12 protein-coding genes are annotated in these 16006 nt (G+C 72.5%); 9 read left to right on the top strand and 3 right to left on the bottom strand.

The features are described 5' to 3' along the window. Positions 1 to 28 precede the first annotated feature (28 nt). From ACZ7GZ_RS27300 to ACZ7GZ_RS27280, 5 genes are all read left to right on the top strand, one after another. Positions 29 to 1492, top strand: coding sequence for a 3' terminal RNA ribose 2'-O-methyltransferase Hen1 (locus ACZ7GZ_RS27300; protein ID WP_471028072.1), 1464 nt, complete (start codon positions 29 to 31; stop codon positions 1490 to 1492). Further along, positions 1489 to 4035, top strand: coding sequence for a polynucleotide kinase-phosphatase (locus tag ACZ7GZ_RS27295; protein WP_471028071.1), 2547 nt, complete (start codon positions 1489 to 1491; stop codon positions 4033 to 4035). The genes ACZ7GZ_RS27300 and ACZ7GZ_RS27295 overlap by 4 nt, the downstream gene beginning before the upstream one ends. A gap of 102 nt (positions 4036 to 4137) precedes the next feature. Continuing rightward, the gene (locus tag ACZ7GZ_RS27290) at positions 4138 to 5361 is read left to right on the top strand and encodes an arginine deiminase (protein WP_471028069.1); all 1224 of its coding nucleotides are present in this window, start codon (positions 4138 to 4140) and stop codon (positions 5359 to 5361) included. Between the two features lie 61 nt (positions 5362 to 5422). Next, positions 5423 to 6433 (top strand): ornithine carbamoyltransferase, encoded by a 1011-nt coding sequence (gene argF / locus ACZ7GZ_RS27285; protein WP_471028068.1) that lies wholly within the window; start codon positions 5423 to 5425, stop codon positions 6431 to 6433. Between the two features lie 122 nt (positions 6434 to 6555). Then, on the top strand, positions 6556 to 8007 hold the full coding sequence (locus ACZ7GZ_RS27280) for an amino acid permease (RefSeq protein WP_471028066.1): 1452 nt from the start codon (positions 6556 to 6558) through the stop codon (positions 8005 to 8007). Here ACZ7GZ_RS27280 and ACZ7GZ_RS27275 read toward each other — a convergent pair. Then, entirely contained in the window at positions 7964 to 8419 is a 456-nt protein-coding gene (locus ACZ7GZ_RS27275; protein ID WP_471028064.1) for an ATP-binding protein, read from the bottom strand. The two genes, ACZ7GZ_RS27280 and ACZ7GZ_RS27275, sit on opposite strands and share 44 nt — an antisense overlap. A 296-nt stretch (positions 8420 to 8715) precedes the next feature. Between ACZ7GZ_RS27275 and ACZ7GZ_RS27270 the strand changes: the two genes are divergently transcribed. Together ACZ7GZ_RS27270 and ACZ7GZ_RS27265 are read left to right on the top strand one after the other, a co-directional pair. Then, a complete protein-coding gene (locus ACZ7GZ_RS27270; protein ID WP_471028062.1) occupies positions 8716 to 9543 on the top strand; it encodes an enoyl-CoA hydratase family protein in 828 nt (275 codons plus the stop codon). A gap of 6 nt (positions 9544 to 9549) precedes the next feature. Beyond that, positions 9550 to 11814, top strand: coding sequence for a bifunctional salicylyl-CoA 5-hydroxylase/oxidoreductase (locus tag ACZ7GZ_RS27265; RefSeq protein ID WP_471028060.1), 2265 nt, complete (start codon positions 9550 to 9552; stop codon positions 11812 to 11814). Positions 11815 to 11843: 29 nt separating this feature from the next. Here the strand turns inward: ACZ7GZ_RS27265 and ACZ7GZ_RS27260 are convergent, their stop codons facing one another. After that, entirely contained in the window at positions 11844 to 12656 is an 813-nt protein-coding gene (locus ACZ7GZ_RS27260) for a PaaX family transcriptional regulator (protein WP_471028059.1), read from the bottom strand. Positions 12657 to 12671: 15 nt separating this feature from the next. Continuing rightward, complete coding sequence (locus ACZ7GZ_RS27255; protein WP_471028057.1) at positions 12672 to 14264, bottom strand: AMP-binding protein; 1593 nt, start codon at positions 14262 to 14264, stop codon at positions 12672 to 12674. Between the two features lie 187 nt (positions 14265 to 14451). Here ACZ7GZ_RS27255 and ACZ7GZ_RS27250 point away from each other — a divergent pair, with 187 nt between their 5' ends. Beyond that, complete coding sequence (locus ACZ7GZ_RS27250; RefSeq protein ID WP_471028056.1) at positions 14452 to 15585, top strand: acyl-CoA dehydrogenase family protein; 1134 nt, start codon at positions 14452 to 14454, stop codon at positions 15583 to 15585. Continuing rightward, positions 15582 to 15980 (top strand): RidA family protein, encoded by a 399-nt coding sequence (locus ACZ7GZ_RS27245; RefSeq protein WP_471028054.1) that lies wholly within the window; start codon positions 15582 to 15584, stop codon positions 15978 to 15980. The genes ACZ7GZ_RS27250 and ACZ7GZ_RS27245 overlap by 4 nt, the downstream gene beginning before the upstream one ends. The last annotated feature ends 26 nt before the right edge of the window (positions 15981 to 16006 follow it).

Below are 16006 nucleotides of genomic sequence, written 5' to 3'. Positions count from 1 at the left end.
TCGCCTTGCGACCGGAAGACTGGGACGCGTGTTCCTGACGATCTCCACTCGCGGCGACGCCGCCCACCCGGCCACCGACCTCGGGTACCTGCTGCACAAGCACCCCGACAAGGCGCAGAAGTTCTCCACGTCCCATGGCACGGCCCACGTCTTCTACCCCGAGGCGGACGACCGGCGCTGCACGGCCGCACTGCTCCTGGAGATCGACACGCTCGCGCTGGTCCGCCGGGGCAGGGGCAAGGGACGTGGGGGTGCGCCCGACGCGGCGCTCGCGCAGTACGTCAACGACCGCCCGTACGCGGCCTCCTCGCTGCTCGCGGTCGCGCTGAGCGGCGTCTTCTCCAGCGCCCTGCGCGGGGTGTGCACCGCCCGCCCCGAGCGGGCCGCCGCGCCACTGCCGCTGTGCATCGAGGTCCCGGCCCTGCCCGCACGCGGCGGCCCCGACCTCGTACGACGGCTGTTCGAGCCGCTCGGCTGGACGGTGACCGCCGACCCGGTCCCGCTCGACACCGAGTTCCCGCAGTGGGGCGAGTCCCGGTACGTCCGCCTCGTCCTCGAGGCGGACACGCTGACGCTCGCCGAGGCGCTGCGCCACCTGTACGTCCTGCTGCCGGTCCTCGACGACGCCAAGCACTACTGGGTCTCCGCCGACGAGGTCGACAAGCTGCTGCGGGCCGGCGAGGGCTGGCTGCCCGGCCACCCGGAGCAGAGGCTGATCACCAGCCGGTATCTGTCCCGCCGCTGGTCGCTGACCCGGCAGGCGAGGGAGCGGCTGGAGCTGGTGCGCCTCGCCGAGGCCGACGACAGCGAGGTCGAGGAGATCGACAACGCGGTCGCCGAGGACACGGAGGCCGAGGAGAAGCCGACGCCGCTGGCCGTCCAGCGCCGGGAGGCGATCCTCGCCGCCCTGCGTGACCGCGGTGCCGCCCGGGTCCTCGATCTGGGCTGCGGACAGGGCGAGCTGGTGCGGGAGCTGCTGAAGGACGTGCGGTTCACCGAGATCCTCGGAGTCGACGTGTCCGTGCGGGCGCTCACCATCGCCTCCCGGCGGCTGAAGCTGGACCGCATGGGGGAGCGGCAGGCGTCCCGCGTCAGGCTCGTGCAGGGCTCGCTCGCCTACACCGACGGCCGGCTCAAGGGCTATGACGCCGCCGTGCTCAGCGAGGTGATCGAACATCTCGACCTGCCCCGGCTGCCCGCCCTGGAGTACGCCGTGTTCGGGCACGCCCGCCCCCGCACGGTCCTCGTGACCACACCGAACGTCGAGTACAACGTCCGCTGGGAGACCCTGCCCGCCGGGCACGCCCGGCACGGCGACCACCGCTTCGAGTGGACGCGGCAGGAGTTCCGCACCTGGGCCGGTGCGGTGGCCGAACGGCACGGGTACGACGTGGAGTTCGCCCCCGTCGGACCGGACGACCCCGAGGTCGGGCCGCCCACCCAGATGGCACTGTTCATGATCAAGACCGAGAAGGAGGCGAAGGCGGCATGACCGGGACAACAGAACACAAGGGGCGGGTCCTGCCCGTCACCGACCTCTCCCTCGTCGTCCTCGTCGGTGCCTCCGGCTCCGGCAAGTCCACGTTCGCGCGACGGCACTTCCAGCCGACCGAGGTGATCTCGTCGGACTTCTGCCGCGGTCTGGTCTCCGACGACGAGAACGACCAGAGCGCGACCCGGGACGCCTTCGACGTCCTGCACTACATCGCCGGCAAGCGACTGGCCGCCGGCCGCCGCACCGTCGTGGACGCCACCAGCGTGCAGCAGGACGCCCGCCGTCAGCTGATCGAGCTGGCCAGGAAGTACGACGTGCTGCCCATCGCCATCGTGCTGGACATGCCCGAGGAGGTGTGCGCCGAGCGCAACGCGGCCCGCACCGACCGCGCCGACATGCCCCGCCGGGTCATCCAGCGGCACGTCCGCGAACTGCGCCGCTCCCTGCGCCACCTGGAGCGCGAGGGCTTCCGCAAGGTGCACGTCCTGCGCGGCGTCGAGGAGGCCGAGCACGCCACGGTCGTCACCGAGAAGCGGTTCAACGACCTCACCCACCTCACCGGCCCCTTCGACATCATCGGTGACATCCACGGCTGCTCGGCCGAACTGGAGGCGCTCCTCGCCGAGCTGGGCTACGCCGACGGCGCGCACCCCGAGGGCCGTACCGCCGTCTTCGTCGGGGACCTGGTCGACCGCGGCCCGGACACCCCGGGCGTGCTGCGCCGGGTGATGGCGATGGTGAAGTCGGGCAACGCCCTGTGTGTGCCCGGCAATCACGAGAACAAGTACGGCCGCTACCTCAAGGGCCGCAACGTCCAGCACACCCACGGGCTCGCCGAGACCATCGCGCAGATGGAGGGCGAGAGCGAGGAGTTCAGGGCCGAGGTACGGGAGTTCCTGGCGGGCCTGGTCAGCCACTACGTCCTCGACGGCGGCCGGCTGGTCGTCTGCCACGCCGGTCTGCCCGAGAAGTACCACGGCCGCACCTCCGGCCGGGTCCGCTCGCACGCTCTGTACGGCGAGACGACCGGCGAGACCGACGAGTTCGGGCTGCCGGTGCGCTATCCGTGGGCGGAGGACTACCGGGGCCGCGCGGCCGTGGTCTACGGCCACACCCCGGTCCCCGAGGCGACCTGGCTGAACAACACCATCTGCCTGGACACCGGTGCCGTCTTCGGCGGCAAGCTGACGGCGCTGCGCTGGCCGGAGCGCGAGCTGGTCGACGTACCCGCCGAGCGGGTGTGGTACGAGCCGGCGCGTCCGCTGCGCGCCGAGGCACCCGGCGGACGGGACGGCCGGCCGCTGGCCCTGGCGGACGTGTACGGCCGCAGGGCCGTGGAGACCCGGCACGCGGGCATGGTGGCGGTCCGCGAGGAGAACGCGGCGGCGGCCCTGGAGGTCATGAGCCGCTTCGCTACCGACCCGCGGCTGCTGCCGTACCTGCCGCCGACCATGGCACCGACGGCTGCCTCGCAGGTCGAGGGCTACTTGGAGCACCCGACGGAGGCCTTCGCGCAGTACGCCGCGGACGGTGTCGAGCGGGTCGTGTGCGAGGAGAAGCACATGGGCTCGCGAGCCGTGGCCCTGGTGTGCCGGGACGCGGACGCGGCCACGAAGCGCTTCGGGGCCGACGGCCCGACGGGGTCGCTCTACACCCGTACCGGGCGGCCGTTCTTCGACGACGAGAAGGTGACCGAGGAGATCCTCGGCCGACTCCGTTCGGCGATCGACAGCGCCGGACTCTGGGACGAACTGGCCACCGACTGGCTGCTGCTGGACGCCGAGCTGATGCCGTGGTCGCTGAAGGCCTCGGGGCTGCTGCGCAGCCAGTACGCGGCCGTGGGCGCCGCGTCCGGCGCGGTGTTCCCGGGGGCGCTGGCCGCCCTGGAGGCCGCCGTCGCCCGGGGCACGGATGTGAGCGGCCTGCTGGACCGGCAGCGGGAACGCGCCGCGGACGCCGCCGCCTTCACCGCCGCCTACCGCCGTTACTGCTGGACCACGGACGGCCTGGACGGCGTACGCCTCGCGCCCTTCCAGCTGCTGGCCGTCCAGGGCCGCAGCCTCGCCGCGCTGCCGCACGACGAGCAGCTGGCCCTGCTCGACCGGCTGGTGGAGCACGACGGCACCGGACTGCTGCAGACCACCCGGCGCCTGTACGTCGACACCGGCGAGGCGGAGTCGGTGCGCGCGGGTGTCGACTGGTGGCTGGAGATGACCGGCCGCGGCGGCGAGGGCATGGTCGTCAAACCGGTCGGCGCGCTGGTCCGGAACCAGGACGGGCGGCTGGTGCAGCCGGGCATCAAGTGCCGTGGCCGTGAGTACCTGCGGATCATCTACGGCCCCGAGTACACCCGGCCGGAGAACCTCACGGGGCTCCGGCGGCGGTTCCTGAACCACAAGCGGTCCCTCGCCCTGCGCGAGTACGCCCTCGGCCTGGAGGCCCTGGACCGGCTCGCGGACGCGGAGCCGCTGTGGCGGGTGCACGAGGCGGTGTTCGGGGTGCTGGCCCTGGAGTCGGAGCCGGTGGATCCCCGTCTGTAGCCCGTCACCTCCTCCTCGGCGCGGGCGGCACCGAAAAAACAGGAAGCGGCGGAAACGGTCGAGAAGGGCGTGAAGACGGGCGGCGGCGGCCAGGATGGAGGCATGGCATACCACGTCGACTCCGAGGCCGGGCGGCTGCGCCGCGTGATCCTTCACCGGCCCGATCTGGAGCTCAAAAGGCTCACCCCCAGCAACAAGGACGCCCTCCTCTTCGACGACGTGCTGTGGGTGCGCCGGGCGCGCGCCGAGCACGACGGGTTCGCCGACGTCCTGCGTGACCGGGGGGTCGCCGTCCACCTCTTCGGCGACCTGCTCACCGAGACCCTGGAGATCCCCGAGGCCCGCACCCTCGTCCTCGACCGGGTCTTCCACGAGAAGGAGTACGGCCCCCTGGCCACCGACCATCTGCGCGCCGCCTTCGCGGCCCTGCCCGCACGCGAGCTGGCCGAGGCGCTCGTGGGCGGCATGACCAAGCGGGAGTTCCTGCACGCGCACGCGGAGCCGACCTCCGTCCGCTTCCATGTGATGGACCTCGACGACTTCCTCCTCGACCCCCTGCCCAACCACCTCTTCACCCGCGACACCTCCGCCTGGATCTACGACGGGGTCGCCATCAACGCCATGCGGCTGCCCGCGCGGCAGCGGGAGACCGTCCACTTCGAGGCGATCTACCGGCACCATCCGCTGTTCCGTGACACGACGTTCCGCGTCTGGTCCGAGGGGCAGGCGGACTACCCCTCCACCATCGAGGGCGGCGACGTCCTGGTGATCGGCAACGGCGCCGTCCTGGTCGGCATGAGCGAGCGCACCACCCCGCAGGCCGTGGAGATGCTGGCCCACAAGCTGTTCGCGGCCGGCTCGGCACGCACGATCGTCGCGCTCGACATGCCCAAGCGGCGCGCCTTCATGCACCTCGACACCGTGATGACCATGGTCGACGGCGACACCTTCACCCAGTACGCCGGGCTCGGCATGCTGCGCTCGTACACCATCGAGCCGGGGGTCAGCGAGAAGGAGCTGAAGGTCACCGACCATCCGCCGGAGCACATGCACCGCGCGATCGCCGCCGCCCTCGGCCTCGGCGAGGTCCGGGTGCTGACCGCCACCCAGGACGTGCACGCCGCCGAACGCGAGCAGTGGGACGACGGCTGCAACGTGCTCGCCGTCGAACCCGGGGTCGTCGTCGCCTACGAGCGCAACTCGACCACCAACACGCATCTGCGCAAGCAGGGCATCGAGGTGATAGAGATCCCGGGCAGCGAGCTGGGCCGGGGGAGGGGCGGGCCCCGGTGCATGAGCTGTCCCGTGGAGCGGGACGCTGTATAGAAATGTGGAACATCGTATAGACTTCCAGAGTCCCCTGTAGTCGTACCCCTGGAGCGCCCCCATGGCGACAGTCCCGACCGCCCTTGGAGGCCGCCACTTCCTCAAGGAGCTCGACTTCACCGAAGGCGAGTTCCGGGGCCTGGTCGAGCTGGCGGCCGAACTGAAGGCCGCCAAGAAGGCCGGGACCGAGACGCCGTACCTGCGCGGCCGGAACATCGCCCTGGTCTTCGAGAAGACCTCGACGCGCACCCGCTGCGCGTTCGAGGTCGCCGCCGCCGACCAGGGCGCCCACACCACCTACCTCGACCCGTCCGGCTCGCAGATCGGGCACAAGGAGTCCGTGAAGGACACCGCCCGGGTGCTCGGCCGGATGTTCGACGCCATCGAGTACCGCGGGGACAGTCAGGCCAAGGTCGAGGAGCTGGCCGCCCACGCCGGCGTGCCCGTCTACAACGGCCTCACCGACGACTGGCACCCCACCCAGATGCTCGCCGACGTGCTCACCATGACCGAGCACAGCGCCAAGCCGCTCCGGCAGATCGCCTTCGCCTACCTCGGGGACGCCCGCTTCAACATGGGCAACTCCTACCTGGTCACCGGCGCGCTGCTCGGCATGGACGTGCGGATCGTCGCGCCCAGGAGCTACTGGCCCGACCGGGAGATCGTCGACCGCGCCCAGCAACTGGCCGCCTCCAGCGGCGCCCGGATCACCCTCACCGAGGAGGTCGTGGACGGCGTCACGGGCGCCGACTTCGTCGTCACCGACGTCTGGGTCTCCATGGGCGAGCCCAAGGAGGTCTGGGCCGAGCGGATCAAGGCTCTCGCGCCGTACGCCGTGACCATGGACGTCCTGCGCGCCACCGGCAATCCGGACGTGAAGTTCCTGCACTGCCTGCCGGCCTTCCACGACCTCGGCACGAAGGTCGGCCGCGAGATCCACGAGACCTACGGACTGGACTCGCTGGAGGTCACCGACGAGGTCTTCGAGTCCGCGCACTCGATCGTCTTCGACGAGGCCGAGAACCGGCTGCACACCATCAAGGCGGTGCTGGTCGCCACACTCGCCCGGTAACCCCTGGTCCACCGTCCCGACCAGGCCCTATCCTGACCGACGGCCCGGAATCACCCGCTCCGGTGTCGCCGCCGCGACCTCACCCCGGTCGCCCGCACCACCCAGAAACGAGCACCACCCGTATGCCCGCTCCCCGCATCAAGTCCCCGCACCTGCTGGTCGCCGAGTCCGGCGCCGACCGCGAGGGACACGGCCTGAAGCGCACGATGGGCCTCTTCCAGCTCATCTGCTTCGGCGTCGGCGCCATCGTCGGCACCGGCATCTTCGTCGGTCTGTCCGACTCCGTCGCCCAGGCCGGCCCGGCCGTCGTCGTCTCCTTCCTCCTCGCCGCGATCACCTGCGTCTTCACCGCCTTCTCCTTCGCGGAGCTGGGCGGCGCGATCCCGGTCTCCGGCTCCTCGTACTCCTTCGCCTACGCCGCTCTCGGCGAGTCCACCGCCTTCCTGGTCGGCTGGTGCCTGCTGCTGGAGTACGGCATCTCGATCTCGGCCGTCGCCGTCGGCTGGAGCCAGTACGTCAACGAACTGCTGCACAGCCTCACCGGCGTCCAGCTCCCGGCCGCCCTGTCCGCCGGACCCGGCGACGGCGGGGTCGTCAACCTCCCGGCCGTGATCGTCATCGCCATGGCCTCCGTGCTGCTGGTGCGCGGGGTGCGCGAGAGCGCCCGGGCGACCGCCGCCATGGCCGCCGTGAAGCTCGTCATCCTGCTGGCCTTCTGCGCCATCGGCTACAGCGCCTTCAAGCACGGCAACCTCACCCCGTTCTCCCCGGCCGGCCTCGGCGGCATCGGCGCGGGCACCACGGCCGCGTTCTTCTCCTACATCGGCTTCGACGCGATCACCACGGCCGGTGAGGAGGCCAAGAACCCGCGCCGGGACATCCCGGTCGCGATCATGGTCTGCATGGGCATCGTCACCCTGCTGTACTGCGCCGTCGCGGTCGCCGCGATCGGCGCCATCGGCGGCAAGCAGGTCGCCGGCCGCCCCGCCGCGCTGTCGTACGTCGTCAACGAGGTCACCGGCTCGGCCGTCGGCGGCGGTGTGATCGCCTTCGGCGCGGTCGTCGCCATCGCCTCGGTCGTCCTCGCGGTGATGTACGGCCAGACCCGCATCCTGATGTCGATGTCCCGCGACGGCCTGATTCCGCGCGTCTTCGAGAAGGTGAACCCGAAGACCTCCACTCCGGTCGCGGGCACGCTGATCGTCGCGGTCGTCTTCGCGCTCCCCGCGGCCTTCGCCTCCCTCGACGCCGTGATGAACCTGTGCACCATCGGCACGCTCGCCATCATGGCCGTCGTCAACATCGTGGTGATCGCGCTGCGCCGCCGCGAACCGGGCCTGACCCGCAGCTTCCGCGTCCCGCTCTACCCCGTGGGCCCGCTGCTCGGCGTCGCCTTCTGCCTGTACCTGATGTACGAGACCGGCTGGCGGACCTGGATCCAGTTCGCCGTGTTCCTCGCGGTGGGCCTGGCGATCTACGCCCTCTACGGCCGCCGGCACTCCACGCTGGCGCGGACGGCCGCCCCCGAGGTCACGCCGAGCGCCGCCGCTGAGCGGGAACCGCAGGCAGTCTGAACCACACCGCCTTGCCCGACGGGGTGGGGCGGTGACCGCAGGACGAGCTGAGGGCGCGGATCAGCAGCAGCCCGCGCCCGCCCTCCTGCCAGACGTCGGGCTCCTCGATCACCGGCCGGGTCAGATGGCCGGGCGGCGCCGGGTCCGGGTCGTGCACCTCGACCTGGCAGCCGGTCGGCAACAGCTCCACCACCAGCTCGATCGGGCCGCGCCCGGCGGTGTGCTCCACCGCGTTGGCCACCAGCTCCGCCGTGAGCAGTTCCGCGGTGTCGCAGTCGGCCGGGTGCTCCACCTCGGCGAGGGCCGTACGCACCAGGGCACGGGCCACGGGCACCGCCGCGGCGGTGTGCGGCAGCGCGATGCGCCAGGAGGCCGGTTCGGTGGGGCGTTCGTGCAAGGCGAGTCCGTTCATGGAGCAGGCTGTCCTGCTTTCAACTGTAGGAATGGTACGGGCCCGGCCACCGCAGACCGTCGTCGGGCCTCGCCCGGGACCGTCGGCCCCGGTACCGGCGGCCTACCCCGGCGAACGTCCCGCCTCGCACGCCGGTGCCCTCTGTTACGGCGCTGTCGAGGACCGGTGACACACGTGACCGGACCCGGTCGATCGGCCGGGCATCTGTCGCGCCCTCGTGACGACAGTCACAAACAAGTGATAGCTTCGAGGGACAGCGCAACGTACGGCACCGCCCCCCTAGGAGGCCGCACGTCATGAGTCCCTTCACCGGCTCCGCCGCCCGGACCGCCGACTGGGAGCACCTGCGGCTCCGGCTCGCCGACGGGGTCGCCACCGTCACCCTCAGCCGCCCCGAGAAACTCAACGCCCTCACCTTCGGCGCCTACGCCGACCTGCGCGACCTGCTGGCCGAGCTGTCCCGGGAGCGCGCCGTACGCGCCCTGGTGCTGGCCGGCGAGGGACGGGGCTTCTGCTCCGGCGGCGACGTCGACGAGATCATCGGCGCCACCCTCGCCATGGACACCGCCCAGCTGCTCGACTTCAACCGGATGACCGGCCAGGTGGTGCGGGCGATCCGCGAGTGCCCGTTCCCGGTGATCGCCGCGGTGCACGGGGTCGCAGCGGGCGCGGGCGCGGTCCTGGCGCTGGCGGCCGACTTCCGGGTGGCCGATCCCTCCGCCCGGTTCGCCTTCCTCTTCACCCGCGTCGGCCTGTCCGGCGGCGACATGGGCGCGGCCTATCTGCTGCCCCGGGTCGTCGGCCTCGGCCACGCCACCCGCCTGCTCATGCTGGGCGAACCCGTCCGGGCGCCCGAGGCCGAGCGCATCGGCCTGATCAGTGAACTGACGCAGGAGGGCCGGGCCGACGAGGCGGCACAGGAACTGGCCCGCCGCCTGGCCGACGGCCCGGCGTTGGCCCACGCCCAGACGAAGGCCCTGCTCACGGCCGAGCTGGACATGCCCCTGGCGGCATCCATCGAACTGGACGCCTCGACCCAGGCCCTGCTGATGAACGGCGAGGACTACGCCGAGTTCCACGCGGCCTTCACGGAGAAGCGCCCGCCGAAGTGGCGGGGGAGGTGACCTTGCATGCGTGTGGCGGTCATCGGCGGCGGCCCCGGCGGCCTGTACGCGGCGGCGCTGCTCAAACGGCTCGACCCGAGTCGTGAGATAACGGTCTGGGAGCGCAACGCCCCGGACAGGACCTTCGGCTTCGGCGTGGTCCTCTCGGACGAGACCCTCGGCGGCATCGAACACGCCGACCCCGTGGTCTACGAGGCCCTGCAACGCCACTTCGTCCGCTGGGACGACATCGACATCGTGCACCGGGGTGTCACGCACCGCTCGGGCGGCCACGGATTCGCCGCGCTCGGCCGCCGCCGTCTCCTCGGGGTCCTGCGCGACCGCTGCCGGTCCCTCGGCGTGGACCTGAGGTTCTCCACCGAGGCTCCGCACCCGGACGCCCTCTGCGCCGAGTACGACCTGGTCATCGCCGCGGACGGAGTCCACAGCACCACCCGCGCCGCGTACGCCGGCGTGTTCCGCCCGCAGCTGACCGAACACCGCTGCCGCTACATCTGGCTCGCCGCCGACTTCCCCTTCGACGCCTTCCGGTTCGAGATCGCCGAGACCGAACACGGCGTGATGCAGCTGCACGGCTACCCGTACGCGGCCGACGCCTCCACCGTGATCATCGAGATGCGCGAGGAGGTCTGGAAGGCGGCGGGATTCGACGAGGTCCCCCCGCAGGAATCCATCGAGCGCTGCGCCAAGATCTTCACCGACGCGCTCCGCGGCCGGCCCCTGCACTCCAACAACTCCGCCTGGACCACCTTCCGCACGGTGGTCAACGACCGCTGGTCGCACGGCAACGTCGTCCTCCTCGGCGACGCCGCGCACACCGCGCACTTCTCGATCGGCTCCGGCACCAAGCTCGCCGTGGAGGACGCGCTGGCCCTGGCCGCGTGCCTGGAGGAACACCCCGATGTAGCGCGTGCGCCGGCGGCGTACGAGCAGGAGCGCAAACCCGTCGTCGCCTCCACCCAGCGGGCCGCCCGGGCGAGCCTGGAGTGGTTCGAGAACCTGGGCCTGTACCTCGGCCAGCGGCCCCGCCAGTTCGCCTTCAACCTGCTCACCCGCAGCCGCCGCGTCACCCACGACAACCTCCGGCTGCGCGACGCCCGCTTCACCGAGGCCGTCGAGCGCGAGTTCGGCTGCCCGCCCGGAACGCCCCCGATGTTCACCCCGTTCCGGCTGCGCGGTCTGACCCTGCGCAACCGGGTCGTCGTGTCGCCGATGGACATGTACTCCGCCACCGACGGAGTCCCCGGCGACTTCCACCTCGTCCATCTCGGCGCCCGCGCCCTCGGCGGGGCCGGGCTGGTCATGACCGAGATGGTGTGCGTCAGCGAGGAGGGCCGGATCACGCCGGGCTGCACCGGCCTCTACACCGGCCGGCAGGCCGAGGCATGGCGGCGCGTCACCGACTTCGTGCACACCCAGGCACCCGGCACCGCGATCGGCGTCCAGCTCGGCCACTCCGGCCGCAAGGGCTCCACGAAACTGATGTGGGAGGGCATGGACGAGCCGCTGCCGCGCGGCAACTGGCCGCTCGTCGCCGCCTCCCCGCTGCCCTACAAGCCGGACAGCCAGACCCCCCGGCAGCTCTCCCGGGCCCAGCTGACCGACCTGCGCGAGCAGTTCACCGCCGCCGCCTGGCGAGCCGCCCGGGCCGGCTTCGACCTGCTGGAACTGCACTGCGCCCACGGCTATCTGCTCTCCGGCTTCCTCTCCCCGCTCACCAACCACCGCACCGACGCCTACGGCGGCTCGCCGGAGCGGCGGCTGAGGTTCCCGCTGGAGGTCTTCGACGCCGTCCGCGCGGTGTGGCCGGCGGAGCGGCCCATGACGGTCCGCATCTCGGCCACGGACTGGGCCGAGGGCGGCACGACGGCCGAGGACGCCGTGGAGATCGCACGCGCCTTCGCCGCGCACGGCGCCGACGCGATCGACGTGTCCACCGGGCAGGTGGTGGCCGAGGAGCGGCCGGAGTTCGGGCGGTCGTACCAGACGCCGTTCGCCGACCGGATCCGGAACACGGCAAGGGTCCCGGTGATCGCGGTCGGCGCGATCTCGTCCTGGGACGACGTCAACTCCCTCATTCTGGCCGGGCGTACGGACCTGTGCGCGCTGGGCCGTCCGCACCTCTACGACCCGCACTGGACCCTGCACGCGGCGGCCGAGCAGGGCTACGACGGTCCCGGCGCCGGCTGGCCCGCGCCGTACCGCGCCGGCAGCAGACGCCCCCAGACCGGCCGCACGGACGCCCCGAAACCGCGGCTGTCGCTGACCTGACGACCGGGGAGCGGGTGTACGGGGGCCGCTCACACCCCCGCGAACGCGGCCCCCGCGTCCCGCAGCCGGGCGTGCAGTCCCCGGAAGACCTCCGCCGAGCGCACGCCCGGCCAGCCCGTCGGCAGCAGCCGGGTGGGCAGGCCGGGGTCGGTGTACGGGAGGTGGCGCCAGGAGTCGAGGGCGAGGAGGTAGTCGCGGTAGGCCTCCTCGGGCGGGGTGTCCGGCCGGCGCTCCCAGGCGCGCAGGACCGGGGCGTGCGCGTCCAGGAAGCGTTCGTGCTCCTTGGCGATCGCAGCCAGGTCCCACCAGCGGGCGACCGCCTCGGCCGTGGGCGCGAAGCCCAGGTGCTCGCCGCGGAAGAAGTCCACGTACGGGTCCAGCTGCAGCCGGCGCAGGGTGTGCCGGGTCTCCTCGTACAGCCGGGCCGGGGCGATCCACACCCCCGGCGCCGCCGTGCCGAAACCCAGGCCCGCCAGCCGGGAGCGCAGCACATGCCGCTTCTGCCGCTCCGACTCGGGTACGGAGAACACCGCGAGCACCCAGTCCGCGTCCTCGACCGGTGTGGTCGCGTAGATGCGCCGGTCGCCGTCCTCCAGCAACTGGCGGGCCGCCGCGGAGAGTTCGTAGCCGGCCGCGCCCGCTTCCGTGCGGGCCGGCAGCAGCAGGCCGCGCCGTTTGAGCCGGGACACCGAGGAACGGACGGAGGGCGCGTCCACGCCGACCGCGGCCAGGAGCCGGATCAGCTCGGCGACGGGCACCGGACCGGGCATGAAGCGGCCGTACGCGCCGTAGAGCGTGACGATGAGGGACCTGGGGGCGTGCTGCTCGGTCACGTTGATCATTTTAGGTCGTCGGCATCAGTGCCGGTCACCTTCGGTGCGCAGCCGGAACCGCTGCAGCTTTCCGGTGGCCGTGCGGGGCAGGGCATCGAGAAAGACGAACTGGCGTGGGCATTTGTAGGGTGCCAGCTCCGACCTGAGGAAGGCGCGCAGGGCCTCCGGGTCGCGTGCGGCCCCGTCGCGCAGCACCGTGTAGGCCACCACCACCTCCCCGCGGGCCTCGTCGGGCCGGCCCACGACCGCCGTCTCCACCACGTCGGGGTGCCGCAGCAGCGCCTCCTCCACCTCCGGTCCGGCGATGTTGTACCCGGCGGAGACGATCATGTCGTCGGCGCGGGCCACGTAACGGAAGTAGCCGTCGGGCTCCCGCACATAGGTGTCGCCGGTGACGTTCCAGCCGCCGCGCACGTACTCCCGTTGCCGCGGGTCGGCGAGGTAGCGGCAGCCGACCGGGCCGCGCACGGCGAGCAGGCCGGGCTCGCCGTCGGGCACCGCGGTGCCCTGCGCGTCCTGCACCCGCGCCCGCCAGCCCGGCACCGGAACGCCCGTGGTGCCCGGCCGGATGTGCTCGTCCGCGGCGGAGACGAAGATGTGCAGCAGCTCGGTCGCGCCGATGCCGTTGATGACGCGCAGGCCGGTGCGCTCGTGCCAGGCCCGCCAGGTGGCCGCGGGCAGGTTCTCGCCGGCCGACACGCAGCGCCGCAGCGACGTCAGGTCGTACCCGTCCAGCAGCTCCAGCATGGCGCGGTAGGCGGTCGGGGCGGTGAGGAGGACCGAGACGCGGTGCTCGGCGATCGCCGGCAGCAGCCGGCGTGGGCCCGCCTCCTCCAGGAGCAGGGAGCTGGCGCCGGCCCGCATCGGGAAGACCACCAGCCCGCCCAGGCCGAAGGTGAAACCGAGCGGGGGGCTGCCTGCGAAGACGTCGTCCGCCCGGGGGCGCAGCACATGCTTCGAGAAGGTGTCCGCGATCGCCAGCACGTCCCGGTGGAAGTGCATGCACCCTTTCGGGCGGCCGGTGGTGCCCGAGGTGAACGCGATCAGGGCGACGTCGTCGGCCGCCGTGTCGACGGCCGGGTACGGCGTGCCGGGGCCGGGGCGCCGGAGCAGGTCGTCGGGGCCGTCGCCGCCGTACGTCGTGATCCGCAGCCCGGGTATGTCGGCCTTCGCCAGGTCGTCCACCGAGCGGATGTCGCACAGCGCGTGCCGCACCAGGGCGATGTCGCACAGGGTGGCCAGCTCGTGCGGGCGCTGCTGGGCCAGGACGGTGACCGCTATCGCGCCCGCCTTCAGTACGGCGAGCCAGCAGGCGGCGAGCCAGGGCGTGGTGGGGCCGCGCAGCAGGACCCGGTTGCCGGGGACCACGCCCAGGTCGCCGGTGAGCACGTGCGCGATCCGGTCGACGTGCCCGCGCAGGTCGCCGTACGTCCAGCTGGGGCCGTCCGGGGTGTGGAAGACCGGGCGGGCCGCGTCGGTGTGCTCCAGGAGCGCGGCGGCGCAGTTCAGCCGATCGGGGTAGTGCAGCTCCGGCAGGTCGAACCGCAGTTCGGGCCACTCGTCCGGCGGCGGCAGATGGTCGCGCGCGAAGGTGTCGACGTGGGCCGAGCGATGCATGGCGGTTCGCCCCCTTGCCGTGGCTGGCGTCGAGACGGGCGTCGTGGTGGGCACCGGCGTCCTGGTGGGCTCGCGATTCGAGCGTATCGTGTTGGTGACGGCAGTCAAGCTTGCGCGATAACGTGGGGGGTGAGAGGAAGGCAGACGGGGTACGGTCCTGGCGGCCCGTCCCGGAGGGAGGACCCGAGTGCCCGCATTCTCGCTCGAACCGGAGCAGATCGCCTGGTGTGCCGAGCTGCGCACGCTGGCCGCCGAACGGCTGCGCCCGCTCGCCGACAAGGGCGAACCAGGACACGTCAACCGGCCGCTCCTCGCGCACCTCGGCCGACTCGGGCTGCTGGCCCGCCTGTTCACCTCCGGCGCGCTCGACCTGTGCCTGATGCGCGAGTCCCTCGCCCAGGCCTGCACCGAGGCCGAGACCGCCCTCGCCCTGCAGGGCCTCGGCGCCCATCCGGTGCACGCCCACGGCAGCCCCGCCCAGCGCGAGCGCTGGCTGCCGCGGGTCGCCGACGGCAGCGCGGTCGCCGCCTTCGCGCTGAGCGAGCCGGGGGCCGGTTCGGACGCCGCCGCGCTGTCCCTCGCGGCCGAGCCCGACGGCGGCGACGGCTGGCGGCTCACCGGCGCCAAGTGCTGGATCTCCAACGCCCCCGAAGCCGACTTCTACACCGTCTTCGCCCGCACCACACCCGGCGCCGGAGCCCGCGGTGTGACGGCGTTCCTCGTCCCGGCCGACCGTCCCGGGCTCACCGGCAGCGCGCTGGAGATGCTCTCACCGCACCCCATCGGCACCCTGGACTTCGATGCCGTGCCCGTCGGCGCCGACGACGTGCTCGGCGAGGCCGACCGCGGCTTCGCCGTCGCCATGGGCACCCTCAACCTCTTCCGGCCCAGCGTCGGCGCGTTCGCGGTCGGCATGGCCCAGGCGGCCCTGGACGCGACCCTCGCGCACACCCGCCGACGGCAGGCCTTCCAGGGAACGCTGAAGGACCTGCAGGCGGTGTCCCACCAGGTGGCCGAGATGGCGCTGCGCACCGAGGCGGCCCGGCTGATGGTGTACGCGGCGGCGACCGCGTACGACGAGGGCGCCGCCGACGTCCCGGGTCGTGCCGCGATGGCCAAACTGCTCGCCACCGAGACCGCGCAGTTCGTGGTCGACACCGCCGTCCAGCTGCACGGCGCCCGCGCCCTGCGCTGCGGCCACCTCCTCGAACACCTCTACCGCGAGGTGCGCGCCCCGCGCATCTACGAGGGGGCGAGCGAGGTCCAACGGGGCATCATCGCCAGGGAGTTGTATGCCAAGGCACAGGAGGAGGCCCGGTGACGACCGAGCGCGTCAACCCGCCCGAGCTGTCCCCGCCCGCGGGCTTCTCACACGCCGTCGTCGCGACCGGCTCCCGCCTGGTGTTCCTCGCCGGCCAGACCGCCCTCGACTCCGACGGAAAGATCACCGGCGGGACGCTCGCCGAGCAGTTCGAGCGGGCCCTCACCAATCTCCTCACCGCACTGCGGGCCGCCGGCGGCACCCCCGCCGACCTCGCCCGCGTCACCGTCTACGCCACGGACGTGGCCGCCTACCGCGCCCAGGCCCGGCAACTGGGCCGGATCTGGCGGGAGTCGGCGGGCCGGGACTATCCCGCGATGGCCGTCGTGGAGGTCGTACGGCTGTGGGACGAGCAGGCGCTGGTGGAGCTGGACGGGTTCGCCGTACTGCCGTAGGGCCCCTCGGAGCAGACCGGCCGGGA

The organism is Streptomyces sp. NPDC037288, from assembly GCF_055603265.1.
Note: the sequence above shows the minus strand (reverse complement) of the source record. Positions and strands in the feature narration are given on the sequence as shown.

Bases quoted from the DNA above. Each gene is read 5' to 3' on its own strand.
- ACZ7GZ_RS27280 (WP_471028066.1), top strand. From the start codon at position 6,556: ATGCCCGCTCCCCGCATCAAGTCCCCGCACCTGCTGGTCGCCGAGTCC.
- ACZ7GZ_RS27295 (WP_471028071.1), top strand. From the start codon at position 1,489: ATGACCGGGACAACAGAACACAAGGGGCGGGTCCTGCCCGTCACCGAC.
- argF (WP_471028068.1), top strand. From the start codon at position 5,423: ATGGCGACAGTCCCGACCGCCCTTGGAGGCCGCCACTTCCTCAAGGAG.
- ACZ7GZ_RS27270 (WP_471028062.1), top strand. From the start codon at position 8,716: ATGAGTCCCTTCACCGGCTCCGCCGCCCGGACCGCCGACTGGGAGCAC.
- ACZ7GZ_RS27290 (WP_471028069.1), top strand. From the start codon at position 4,138: ATGGCATACCACGTCGACTCCGAGGCCGGGCGGCTGCGCCGCGTGATC.
- ACZ7GZ_RS27260 (WP_471028059.1), bottom strand. From the start codon at position 12,656: ATGATCAACGTGACCGAGCAGCACGCCCCCAGGTCCCTCATCGTCACG.
- ACZ7GZ_RS27255 (WP_471028057.1), bottom strand. From the start codon at position 14,264: ATGCATCGCTCGGCCCACGTCGACACCTTCGCGCGCGACCATCTGCCG.
- ACZ7GZ_RS27265 (WP_471028060.1), top strand. From the start codon at position 9,550: ATGCGTGTGGCGGTCATCGGCGGCGGCCCCGGCGGCCTGTACGCGGCG.
- ACZ7GZ_RS27275 (WP_471028064.1), bottom strand. From the start codon at position 8,419: ATGAACGGACTCGCCTTGCACGAACGCCCCACCGAACCGGCCTCCTGG.